Here is a 12,836-nt window from a genome sequence, read left to right as displayed (position 1 = left end):
CGTCAACCTCCCCGAAAGTCAACCCACCCCCCAAAAAAAGGTCGATTTTTTTAACCCTGAAAGTTTGATTTTTTAATCAAGTTGCGATCGCCCCCGGCTCAGGGGTTGACAGGGCTGCGGAAATTGTTTACAATTACTATAGTAATGCTAAATAATGGAAATATTACTTTTTAACTGAAAAATGTCACTATTTCCATTATCTAAAAGTATAGCGTCAACCTCCCCGAAAGTCAACCCACCCCCCAAAAAAAGGTCGATTTTTTTAACATTTCTTAACAACTTGATTTTTTAATCAACTCCCCCCGCATAGCTAAACAGGCTGTTCCGTAGGCGGCTTGGGTGTGTGGAGAAGGGAGTACAGGGACTCGGAGATGATGGTGGCGAATAGTAGTCCAGGTGGAATTTTTGGCCCCACCGCCAGCAGTATAGACGCGCTGGAGAGGACTTGCGCCTAGGTTTTGTAAAAGTTGATAACCTTGAGACTCAATACGGGCGATCGCATTTAGTAAGCCATGGAGAAATTCTACATCATTACTGGGGCGAGGTTCAAGACGGGGTAACAAATTGGGGTCATTGATAGGAAAGCGATCGCCCGGTTGCAATAGGGGATAATAATCTAGGAGAGTGGGAGTGTTAGGATTAATCTGGCGGCTGAGGCTTTCCAATTGGCGATCGCTAAAAAAGTGTCGCAATATGGCACCCCCCGTATTAGAAGCGCCGCCAGTCAGCCACAAATCACCAAACCTGTGGCTGTAAATGCCATATTTAGCAACATTGATAGCGGTAGGACTTAACAGCTTTAACACCAGGGTTGAACCTAGGGAAGTGACAGCCTCCCCAGGGGAACTAGCACCGGAGGCTATGAAAGCGGCGATGCTATCTGTAGTTCCGGCTCTAATTATACAATCTGGGCGCAATCGAAAGCGATCGCTTAATTGTCGATTAATAGGGCTAATACAGGTTCCTGGGGTCAGGACTTTTGGCAAAATCGGCGTAAATTTACCCCCCCATTTAATAGCCTCTAACAACCACGACTGATAGCAAAGATTCACCACATCATAGCCGAGTTTGAGACTATTATGATGGTCACTAATACCCAACTTATCATGTAATAAAAATCCTAGCCAGTCTGCTTGATGCAAAAAATATAACTTTCCGGGTGGCGGCGGGGTAAGATTTTCTTGCCACCAGAGTAGTTTGACCAAGCTAGAGGTACTACTCAAAACCGGATTGTCTGGGGGTGCGATCGCTTTTAGTCTCTCCACAATAGCCTGATCACAACTGTGATTATAAGCGAGCGGTGCGGTGACCGGATTCCCCATCTCATCACATAATAACACTGTAGCAGAAGTACCATTAATGGCGATCGATCTAATCTGAGAACATAAATCTTTAGGAATTTGATTGAGTAACTCAAATAACCCATTTTTCCAGAGTTTCGGTGATTCCATAGTCACCAATGATTCCTTCCAGGTACAAACCCCCTCTGCATGAACCCCTCCCAGGGTATCAATCACTACTGAACGAGCCCCAGAAGTACCAAAATCTATACCTAAAAATAGATTCATAATAAATGTCAGTGATTAACAATAAGCAACTCGCAAAGTGGTACAATTATATATTTGTGTCTTCACAATTATATTAAGTTTTGCAAAAAAATCTTGATTTTCATAGTTAACCCTAGACTTTTGCGGGTCAAACAGCTATAAATTAATAACCCGTGGTAGCATCTCGAATTAGATCAACCATTGGTCAACTTTTTTTTCAAATACTGAATTAGGAGATGAAATGGATACAATTGCCTACAATCATCTAGTCTCTAGCTATGAGTCTCCCCAGCAGTTCAACCTCAGCGACAACTTGATTCTGTTTCGGGGTGTTAACTGGAGTAAAGTTTCTACTACCTGCTTAATGCCAATTATCGGTGCAGCCATTGGTTTGTCAATTTTGGGTTCCACCAGCGCCGCCCAAGCCTCCATCTACTATGGTTCCTCTGGCAACCATGTGGTACAATTGCAGAACGCCTTAGCTAATCATGGCTACTTCCGCGCGCGGTCTACCGGCTATTTTGGTTCAATTACCAAGCACTCCGTTAAAGCCTTTCAGCGTGACTATGGGTTGGTAGCAGATGGCATTGTTGGTCCCGCCACAGCTTCCGCTTTGGGACTCCATTGCTACACCTCCTGCTATGTTAAATCTCCTCCCAAACGCCATTATGGCTATCATGCAGCCAGTCACCGCCCCCGTCGTGGTCGTGGCTACCATAAATCCCTGTCCCACGGTGACAGTTGTTCCCGAGTTACTAACTTGCAACATAAACTAGCTTACTACGGTTATTTCCACGCGCGCGCCACCGGATATTTTGGTCCAATTACCACCAAAGCAGTTAAAGCCTTCCAGCGTGACTACGGCTTGAGAGTTGATGGTGTGGCGGGTCCGGCTACCTTGGCGGCTTTGGGAATGTAGGATTTCCTCAAAATTTGGTTTAATTATTATCGACAAGCCTACATCGTTTTGGTGTAGGTTTTATTTGTTGAAGGTGCGAGGTTCTTGTGAAAATATTAGTTGTTGGAAACGGTGGTAGAGAACACGCCTTAGCTTGGACACTCACTCAGTCAGAAACAGTCCAACAGGTTATCTGTACTCCCGGAAATGGCGGGACTGCTACCCTAACCAAATGTCAAAATCGAAATATCCCGGTTGAGGATATCCCGGCTATTGTTGCTTTGGCTAAAGATGAAGCTATTGATTTGGTGGTCGTCGGTCCAGAAGTGCCCCTGGCTTTGGGTATTGCAGATGAACTTACTAAAAATCATGTTAAAGTATTTGGACCCGGACGTGAAGGCGCAAAATTAGAAGCGAGTAAGTCCTGGGCTAAAGATTTGATGTTAGCAGCAGGAGTCCCTACCGCCACGGGGGCTGTATTTACTGACCCCCAAGCTGCTAAAGACTATATTACTCAAGTTCCCATTGTTATTAAAGCTGATGGACTCGCGGCGGGAAAAGGGGTTATTGTTGCTACTAGCCTGGAAATGGCTGATTCGGCTATTACCTCCATTTCTCAGGGAGAATTTGGTCAAGATAATTGCCAAATTGTGATCGAGGAGTTTCTACAGGGTCAAGAGGTCTCGGTTTTAGCTATTACTGATGGTAAAACTATTCGCCCCCTAATTCCGGCTCAAGATCATAAACCTATTGGAGAAGGTGACACGGGACCTAATACTGGCGGTATGGGTGCTTATGCGCCTACCCCCCTGGTCTCTGATACGTTAATGGTGAAAATACAACGGGAGGTTCTTGAACCTACTTTACAGGAACTTCAAAACCGGGGAATTGATTATTGTGGTATTATCTATGCGGGATTGATGATTACCCCTGACGGTGATTTAATGGTTCTGGAGTTTAACTGTAGATTTGGAGACCCGGAAACTCAGGCTGTACTCCTCATGTTAGATACTCCCCTAGACCAGATTTTAACAGCTTGTTGCGATCGCCGTCTGGCAGAACTTCCCCCTATTCGTTGGAAACCCGGAGTTTCCCTATGTGTGGTTTTGGCTTCCTGTGGTTATCCGGGAACTTATCCAAAAGGTAAGCTGATTACTGGTATTGACGCAGCATCAGCCTTGGGTGCTAAAGTATTTCATGCCGGAACTCGCCTGGTCGATGGACAAATAATCACCGACGGGGGCAGAGTTTTGGGTGTAACCGCTATCGGTGACACTGTAGAAACTGCTATCACCAATGCTTATCAGGCTGTGGACTGCATTAACTTTGACGGAATGTACTGTCGCCGAGATATTGGTTTTAGACTCCGACAAAGCCAAAATTAATCAATTATGTACAGCCTTAACAAAACTTAACTCCAATTTTTGCTAAACTGTGGTAGAGAATCTGGCGATCGTCTACGCTAGATACTGATAAGCAGTTCCCCAACCCAGAACCGTACAAGATGCTGGCAATTCTCACCAAACTTCCAGAAATTCTCAGAAATTGGTGGTCTGAGTTTACCCTACAAACCCGACTCATGGCGGGAGCTACCCTGGTGGTGTCCCTATTGATGAGCGGTTTAACCTTTTGGGCCGTTAATACCATTCAGCAAGACGCTCGTCTTAATGATACCCGCTATGGTCGAGATTTGGGCTTACTTTTAGCCGCTAATGTCGCCCCTATGATTGCTGAAAATAATCGGGAAGAGGTAGCCCGTTTCTCCCGTCAGTTCTACACCAGCACCTCTAGTGTGCGATATATGCTCTATGCTGACCCCGACGGCGAGATTTTCCTCGGTCTCCCCTTTTCTGATTCCGCAGTCCAGAACTCCCTCACCCTGCGACGACGGATGCAACTGCCGGAAAATTTTCTCGCCAGTGTCGAAGCGAGGGATTATTCCGCTTTACCTATGGTGCGCCAGCATCTTACCCCTGGGGGTCAAATAACAGATGTATTTGTTCCCCTAATGCACGATGACAAATATCTGGGAATTTTGGCGATCGGTATTAATCCTAATCCCACCGTTGTCGTCTCCTCTAACTTAACTCGTGACGTTACCTTAGCAGTTTTCGTCTCTATCTGGGTTATGGTAATTTTAGGGGCGGTTTTTAATGCCCTAACCATTACTCAGCCGATTAAAGAACTACTAATGGGAGTCAAAAATATAGCTGCTGGTAACTTTAGACAACGCATTGATTTACCCTTTGGCGGTGAATTGGGAGAACTCATATTGAGTTTTAATGAAATGGCAGAACGCCTGGAAAGCTACGACGAACAAAATATCGAAGAGTTGACCGCCGAAAAAGCCAAGCTAGAAACTCTGGTTTCAACTATTGCAGATGGTGCAGTTTTAATAGATGCTGGACTTAATCTAATTCTCGTCAACCCGACCGCGCGTCGCCTCTTTGGGTGGGAACGTCAAAGCGTCATTTCTGAAAACGTTTTAACCTATCTTCCCGCACCAGTATTACAAGAACTATCTCAACCATTACAAAAAATTGCCTCTGGAAACCTAGAAGGAGGAGAATTTCGCTGTTCTCTCACTGAACCAAATAATCGCACTCTCCGCATTCTTCTCACCACAGTTTTACTACATAAATCCCCCGGTGTAGAACCCCTCTGCGCTAGTTGTATCTATGACCACGATAATAGTTGCACCTCCCCCCAAAGACCCCAAGCTAATGAATGTACATTCTACAATCAAGATGCCACCGTCAAAAATCAGGAAAACTATCGGGAAAGTTTAAAAGGCATTGCTATGACTATTCAGGATATCACCCGAGAAGTCGAACTAAATGACGCTAAAAGCCAGTTTATCAGTAACGTTTCCCATGAGTTGAGAACACCTTTATTTAACATTAAATCCTTTATCGAAACTCTCCACGACTATGGCGATGATTTAAGCGAAGAAGAACGTCGAGAATTTTTAGAAACCGCTAACCATGAAACTGACCGCCTTACCCGTCTAGTTAATGACGTTTTAGATTTATCTCGCCTTGAGTCCTGTCGTATTTATCACCTGGAACCTGTTGATATTGCTCATCCTATTGAACAAACCCTACGGACTTATCAACTCAATGCGCGAGATAAGGGAATTGAATTGAGTAAAGAGGTAGAACCATTACTACCAGCCGTTAGAGGTCACTTTGATTTGTTGTTACAAGTCCTCACTAACTTGGTCGGAAATTCCCTCAAATTTACCGAAGCTGGCGGAAGAGTAATAATTCGTGCCTATTTATTAGATGATAGCCATCATATCTCCCTGGCTGAGAGTCGAGAAGCAGCCGAAATTGAACGGGGAGGTTGGATTATGTCTCCACCACCACCTCGACCTTTAGATAGGCATATTTCCCACAATTCACAACTATATCAGAGAGTGGTACGCATCGAGGTTTCTGATACCGGAAGCGGTATTGCTTCGGAAGACCAAGAAGCTGTTTTTACTCGATTCTTTAGAGTCGAAAATCGAGTGCATACCTTGGAAGGGACGGGCTTGGGTTTATCTATTGTTAGGAATATTATTGAAAAGCACAATTCTCAGGTACATTTGGTTAGTGAGTTGGGAGTGGGAACTACCTTCTGGTTTGATTTGGCTGTCTACCAGGAAGACCAACAAAATTTGATTCCTGATGTGGTCGCACCAGCTATGGAGTTCCTATCATGAACTATTATCCCCCCTGTCTACGCAATCATCCAATATGCACAAAATGTCGATTTTGTCAAGATGTCGATTTTGGGCTTCCTCTCCGTAGCCTAAAATTGGTGCATCGGGATTTTTTAAAATTGCTCAGAGAATAATTATTTGGGCGATAGAATAGGGGTTATAGCCCCTATTTTTACAAATAGACACAGCAAAACCTTGGGTGCGATTTACTCTAGCCTACCATAACCCCTATAATATCGTCAATATTTTGAGATAAATTATCAATAAAAATGTATTAATTCTTAACAAACTTGGTAAAATTAAAACTCTTGGCAGCGATACATTAGTAAAACTTAACTTAAATTAGCCAAATTGCGACGATAAATACACAGGACACTGACTGGTATAATCTCAACCATTACCCAGAGTATAGAATCATCAAGATAATAATGGTAGCCAAAAACATTAGCCCCTTGGCCGGAAAAATCGCCCCAGGTGATATCTTGGAAAATATCGATCGCCTTATTGAGCAATATTATTCAGTGCGTCCAGATCCCAACAATCCTCAACAGCAAGTAAGTTTCGGTACATCTGGACACCGGGGATGTTCGGCTAACGGCACTTTTAACGAAGACCATATCCTAGCGGTTACTCAAGCGACGGTAGAATATCGCCGCCACCAAGGCATTACGGGTCCCCTGTATATGGGTCACGACTCCCACGCTTTATCTGAACCGGCGCAAAAAACCGCCCTAGAAGTTTTAGCAGCCAACCAAGTAGAAACCTACATAGCCACAGAGGAAGGAAATGGCAAATTTACCCCCACCCCGGCGGTTTCCCATGCCATTCTCACCTACAACCGCCAACGTACAGAAGGTTTAGCGGACGGTATTATCGTCACCCCCTCCCATAATCCCCCCTCGGACGGTGGCTTTAAATACAATCCCCCCTCTGGCGGTCCGGCAGGTCCGGAAATCACCAAATGGATTCAACAACGGGCTAATCAAATCCTGGCTGATGGTAATCGCGCGGTAAGTCGCAGCCCTTACAATCAGGCATTATACGCCAGCACTACTCACAGTTTTGACTTCATTACCCCATATATTGCTGACCTGGAAAATATTATTGATATGGCAGCAATTCGGGAATCAGGAATTAAAATAGGTGTTGACCCATTGGGGGGTTCTAATATTGGTTATTGGGAACCTATTGCAGAACGTTATGGGTTAAATTTGACTATAGTCAATCCTACAGTTGACCCGACTTTTGGGTTTATGACTGTAGACTGGGATGGGAAAATTCGCATGGACTGTTCCTCTCCTTATGCTATGGCGAATTTGGTTAAACTCAAAGATGATTATGATATCGCTTTTGGGAATGATACGGACTCAGACCGACATGGTATTGTTACCCCTAGCATGGGATTAATGAACCCTAATCATTTCCTGTCTGTGGCTATTTGGTATTTATTCACTAATCGACAAGGCTGGAGTCCTGAAAGTGCGATCGGGAAAACTTTAGTTAGCAGTAGTTTGATTGACCGGGTAGCTAAGGATATTAATCGCCAACTTTGTGAGGTTCCTGTAGGCTTTAAATGGTTTGTAGATGGCTTGCTAGACGGTTCTTTGGGTTTTGGCGGTGAAGAAAGCGCTGGCGCATCTTTCCTGCGAATGGATGGCACAGTTTGGACTACTGATAAAGATGGGATTATTATGGATTTACTGGCGGCGGAAATTACGGCTAAAACTGGTAAAGACCCTGGTATGCACTATAAAGACATGACTGAACGTTTGGGTCGCGCCTACTATTCCCGTATTGATTCTGCTGCTAATTCTGAACAAAAAGCACGCCTCAGTAAGTTATCTCCAGAAGATGTGAAAGTATCAACTTTGGCGGGTGATCCAATCGTGGCTAAAATGACTAATGCACCGGGAAATAATGCGGCTATAGGTGGTTTAAAAGTTACGACGGAACAAGGTTGGTTTGCTGCACGTCCATCGGGTACAGAAGATGTCTATAAAATCTATGCGGAAAGTTTTAAGGGGGAAGAACATTTGAATCAGATTATTTCGGAAGCACAAAAAATTGTGAGTGACACCTTTTAATAATTAATCAATTTTCCTGAGAAGCTGGGTTTTTAAAAACTTTTTTCCCAATTCTACCCGGCTTCTCAAGTCCTGGTAGTCTGATGATTATCTCAAGTTACTTCGTCACTCCCAGTCTTCCCAGAAATGGCTAACCCTAACACCTGCCAAGGTTGCATCTTTCGGTCAAAAACCCCAACCCTTTCCTCCAATAAGTTGACGGCATAGTTGACCTGGACTCCTAAACTATTCTCGAATTCCAATACTCCCCCACTTCCTTGACACTCATAACCTCGTATAATCCAAGTCTGGTGGTCTAAGTGCGATCGCTTCACAGCCATTAACACAAAATTACTAGCACTAAAACCTAAAAAACTCCGACAGGACTCACCACCAGTTATCCCCACATTAGATAACTCTAAAACCCTCACCTGTAGCGGCTGATTAAACTCATAACCTCGTCGCACAGTTTCCCCCTGTCGCCAATCACCTAAATGGGGGTAAATACCATAACTAAACTCATGAACACCTACATCAGCTTTCGGGTCGGGCCATAAAGAACCCCGTAGCAAACTTAAACCAATTTCATCTGGCTTAAAATCATATCCATACTTACAATCATTTAGCAATGATACACCATAATTACCATCACTCAGACTCCCCCAATTTAAAGCAGGAACTTCCCATTTGGATTTGTCAAAATTTGTCTGGGGTTCGGTCTTTCTCTCCATTACACCACAAGGGATTTCATAACTCAGTAAATCTGCATTTATAGACAATGGAAAATAACCCTTCATTAACACATGATTCTCTCGCCACTCTACTCGACACTCAACCCGTAAAATTGGCGACCCTATCGATAAAACATAATCTTGACAAAACCGAGAGTTATTAAATCTCTTGAAAACTCGCAACCTCCCGCGTAGATAACCTTTTTCGACAAACTCAATTGACTCTAGTTGCGGACTATCTAAGGGATACTTATGATAATTGGGGTCAATATTCCAAGCATCCCAATATTGTCCCTGGTCTCGAAACAGTCGCCATTGATGTCCGGGATATGTCAAGACTTCCCGACTATTGACTTTATCAAAAATCTCGATTAAGTCTCCTGTTTCTCCCGACACTTTTACCCGTAAATACTGATTCTCAAATTCCCAATTTTCGGAATTTTTACGATTAGTATTGACATCTAAACGGGAACCTGATATAGTGTAGTAAAGTCGGAGAAGGTGCGCGCATATAAGGTCATTTTTCGGCTCAAACCCTTGATTCATGGGTGTTTCAGGGGATTTAGGCACTAACCAGAAACAGCGATAACCGACTGACGGCACATCAGTTGCAAAAAACAGCAATTCAGACCGACCTGAAACCCGCACCAGTTGGGAATTTAAGGCATTTCCAGTGCTTTCGCAAACATCCCAACTTCCCTGGGGGGGTAATGGGACTTGGACAATTTCGGAACGAGTCCAATTGAGGGGGTTAAAGACGACAATGGGTATAGCTTGAGGTTGTGGGGGGTAAGGGAGAGAAATGGAAGAAGCGATCGCATCTAATGCTCTATTTTCAGCATCTCCAGCGGTTGTCGCGGCTGCCTGCCAACCCCGGTTAGCATCCTCATAGACCTCAGCAATAGCGGACCCTGGGAGGATATCATGAAACTGATTAAACAAAACCCCCTTCCATGCCTCTTCTAAGGTCGCCTGGGGAACTTCAAACCCGGTCACGATAGAAGCGACAGCGGACCACAACTCAGCCCGATAGAGCAACCCTTCGCACAAACGATTCCAACGCTTTTGGTCAGCGTGGGTAGTATAGCAACCTCGATGAAACTCGAGATATAACTCATCATTCCACACTGGAAGATTGGGTAAATCACCCAGCCCATCCAAATAATCGACGGCGGACATAAAACGCAAATCAGGAAACAGAGGAGACGATCGCCAACGACGGATGACCTCCAGCATTTCCCGCGTCGGACCGCCGCCATGATCGCCAACTCCTGGCAACCATAAACACTCATTTAAGCCAGTTTGAGACTCCCACTCAATGCCATAGTTTACTAACTTGAGGGGTTCGACATTTTCCCCAATTGGTGCAGACATCAAACTGACAATTTCGGTACCGTTCAAACCTCGCCAACGAAAACAACCATAGGGAAAGACTGTTGTATCATTCCACCGCAACTTTTGAGTCGCAAAAAAATCAATCCTTCCCAGAGTCAGCAACTGGGGAAGTTGCCAAGAAAAACCAAAACTATCGGGTAGCCAAGCTATACGGGAGACTTCCCCAAACTGATCAGCGACATAATATTGACCATAGAGAATTTGGCGAACAATTGACTCCCCAGAAACGGTATTTAATTCGGGTTCAACCCATAAACCAGCGGCGACCTCCCAACGCTTCTGGGAAATCCGATTTTGGATTAACTTAAACAAATCGGGTCTATTTTCCTCAAGCCAAGCATATAGCGCGGGGGTAGAATGAGTAAAAATCAACTCAGGAAAATCATCCTGTAAAGCGAGGACGGACTCAAAGGTTTTAATGGCGACCGACCAAGTTTCGGCGACTGACCATAGCCAAGCCAAGTCTAAATGAGCATGACCTAAAAACCTAAACTTAACTAACTTTAAATCCGCACAGGTATCCCAACACTCTCGCAGACGGAATAACTCGGACATAAATAAATGGCGATCGCCTACAATATCCCAATTTATCCTACTAACGGCTTCCCCTAACTCCTGCCACCTTTGGGGAGAGAGGAGGGGGAAAACTTGTGCGCGACTTGTCAACTCCAACTCATCAATATTTCCCTTCAGCAGATAACTAGAGTAAACCGCCAACTCGTCGCCAATAAAACCCGGATCAATATCTCCAACTTTTCCGGCTTGGTAGACACAACTAGAGGCTACCAAAGCACCTCGATCATGAGGGGGACTTACCAACCTTAAAAAGATCCTAAACTTGGTGGAAGGTAAGACGGACTCGGACAAAACGATCGCTGTCCTACAATCAAATAAATCTCCCGACTGTACCAAACTACCATTAACATAAACTTCAGCCAACTGTGCCCACCAAACCAAACTCAATTTCAAGCATAAACCCTCCAACCTATACCCCCCTAAATTAGCGGGAATATTAACCTCCTGGGCTAACCACAAAACTTTCCCCCCCTCAGACCAAGCTACATGACCCCGATCATTCAAATCCACGAAGGACCAATCACGCCACCCCTGGTTCATTTGTGGGGAAATATCTCCCTCATGAAACCGCCACCGTCTCTGAAGATCGGATCTGGTCATCTCCCGCAATCTGGCGATCGCCTGATTAATCACAACACGACTATCATCAGAACTAGATAAACTCATGTTCAGCCATCAACCACTCAACTAACAAACATCATGACTTATCCTATTGGCTCTTGCCTATTCCCTGTAAGTTGCTGTACAATGGGAGGCACGAGCTATTAATAACCACCAAAACCATCTCTTAGCATAACTTGAGCCTATATGTCCTCAGCCCACTCCGGTCCCTATAAAAGCCGCCTGTTTAACTTCCTCCTGAGCAACTATCAGCAATTTAGTGATGCTTGCGATCGCACTTGGCGGAATATTCGCTACGCGACCAGCGCCACCACCCAAATTTTACTTTATCCGATTTATCTAATTCTCCAAAATACTCCTCTGAGCAACTTTACACTTCCCACCCCCAAAGTCTCACCATCATTACCCTCCGCAGAAACCACGGCGAAGGAGAACCCCCAACCACAACCATCATCTCACCCTACTCTACTTTTAGCGATCGACAACACGATCGCAGAAATTGAACCTCAAATCAAACCGGTCGCCACGACGCTTTTCCATAACTTCCACCTATGGATATTTTCGACCCTCAATTATTTACTCAAAGAACCCACCGATAATCTCAACCCCTCTCTAAGGGTATCGGTACCACTTCCAGATCCTTGGAAAACCTCAAAGCCACCTTTACCTTTAACCAATTCTCAACCTCAATTTAGATTAAACTCGACTTCCCCCAAGACTCGGACTCCTCAACTTCCCCCCAGTCAAACTCTCCCTAATTTTCCCAAGTTAGAATCACAAATACTGGAACAATTAAACCACCATCAAGGATCACAACTACAACTAGCGACTTCCCCTAACACCCCCCTCACAGAAGGCGGTAGCATAGCCTATTCTCAAAAACGAGAGGTAGAAGATAAACCATTATGGTTAGAAACACCAGCAGAAGCGATCGGATATGTTAAACATCCCCTACAATCTTTAATTGAATGGTTGGATAGGGTGATAGCGATCGCTGAACAAATTATCATCAAAATAGTTAACTGGTTAAAATCATCCCCACACCTTTCAATTCTCCAAAAATTAGCCCCACCTCGCTCCTAATCACCCTTGACACCTGCCTCCACATCTGCTATTATATTAACGATAGTTCAGACATGGCTATACGCTTGATTCTTTATTCAACACATTACCTCCCAACTCCCACCTTCGACCTGTCAACTCTCGGACTTCCCCCAACTCTCACCCGTCAACTCTCGGACTTCCCAACTTCCCAACTGTCGGACTTTCCCCCAACTCCCACCTCCGACCTGTCAACTC

General features: G+C 44.6%; 7 protein-coding genes. 5 read left to right on the top strand and 2 right to left on the bottom strand.

Going from position 1 to position 12,836, the window contains the following annotated elements; genetic code table 11:
• Positions 1 to 272: 272 nt before the first annotated feature.
• Positions 273 to 1,568, bottom strand: coding sequence for an FGGY-family carbohydrate kinase (locus P5683_RS16700; RefSeq protein ID WP_006625778.1), 1,296 nt, complete (start codon positions 1,566 to 1,568; stop codon positions 273 to 275).
• Between the two features lie 220 nt (positions 1,569 to 1,788).
• Here P5683_RS16700 and P5683_RS16695 point away from each other — a divergent pair, with 220 nt between their 5' ends.
• The 4 genes from P5683_RS16695 (at position 1,789) to pgm (ending at position 8,235) form a co-directional block, all read left to right on the top strand.
• A complete protein-coding gene (locus tag P5683_RS16695) occupies positions 1,789 to 2,466 on the top strand; it encodes a peptidoglycan-binding protein (RefSeq protein WP_006625779.1) in 678 nt (225 codons plus the stop codon).
• An 86-nt stretch (positions 2,467 to 2,552) separates the two neighbouring features.
• A complete protein-coding gene (gene purD, locus P5683_RS16690; protein WP_006625780.1) occupies positions 2,553 to 3,830 on the top strand; it encodes a phosphoribosylamine--glycine ligase in 1,278 nt (425 codons plus the stop codon).
• A 119-nt stretch (positions 3,831 to 3,949) separates the two neighbouring features.
• Complete coding sequence (locus P5683_RS16685; protein WP_315640493.1) at positions 3,950 to 6,151, top strand: ATP-binding protein; 2,202 nt, start codon at positions 3,950 to 3,952, stop codon at positions 6,149 to 6,151.
• A 428-nt stretch (positions 6,152 to 6,579) separates the two neighbouring features.
• Positions 6,580 to 8,235, top strand: coding sequence for a phosphoglucomutase (alpha-D-glucose-1,6-bisphosphate-dependent) (gene pgm, locus P5683_RS16680; protein WP_006669141.1), 1,656 nt, complete (start codon positions 6,580 to 6,582; stop codon positions 8,233 to 8,235).
• 92 nt (positions 8,236 to 8,327) lie between these two features.
• Here pgm and P5683_RS16675 read toward each other — a convergent pair whose 3' ends face one another.
• Entirely contained in the window at positions 8,328 to 11,582 is a 3,255-nt protein-coding gene (locus P5683_RS16675; RefSeq protein ID WP_315640496.1) for an alpha-mannosidase, read from the bottom strand.
• A 141-nt stretch (positions 11,583 to 11,723) separates the two neighbouring features.
• Between P5683_RS16675 and P5683_RS16670 the strand changes: the two genes are divergently transcribed.
• Entirely contained in the window at positions 11,724 to 12,620 is an 897-nt protein-coding gene (locus tag P5683_RS16670; RefSeq protein WP_006625785.1) for a hypothetical protein, read from the top strand.
• Positions 12,621 to 12,836 lie beyond the last annotated feature (216 nt).

The organism is Limnospira sp. PMC 1279.21, assembly GCF_032349615.1.
GTDB classification, from domain to species: Bacteria; Cyanobacteriota; Cyanobacteriia; order Cyanobacteriales; family Microcoleaceae; genus Limnospira; species Limnospira fusiformis.
This window is presented reverse-complemented; position numbering and strand designations above follow the sequence as displayed.

Excerpts from the sequence above, each read along its gene's own strand:
- P5683_RS16700 (WP_006625778.1), bottom strand. The coding sequence starts at position 1,568 with ATGAATCTATTTTTAGGTATAGATTTTGGTACTTCTGGGGCTCGTTCA.
- P5683_RS16695 (WP_006625779.1), top strand. The coding sequence starts at position 1,789 with ATGGATACAATTGCCTACAATCATCTAGTCTCTAGCTATGAGTCTCCC.
- P5683_RS16685 (WP_315640493.1), top strand. The coding sequence starts at position 3,950 with ATGCTGGCAATTCTCACCAAACTTCCAGAAATTCTCAGAAATTGGTGG.
- pgm (WP_006669141.1), top strand. The coding sequence starts at position 6,580 with ATGGTAGCCAAAAACATTAGCCCCTTGGCCGGAAAAATCGCCCCAGGT.
- P5683_RS16675 (WP_315640496.1), bottom strand. The coding sequence starts at position 11,582 with ATGAGTTTATCTAGTTCTGATGATAGTCGTGTTGTGATTAATCAGGCG.
- P5683_RS16670 (WP_006625785.1), top strand. The coding sequence starts at position 11,724 with ATGTCCTCAGCCCACTCCGGTCCCTATAAAAGCCGCCTGTTTAACTTC.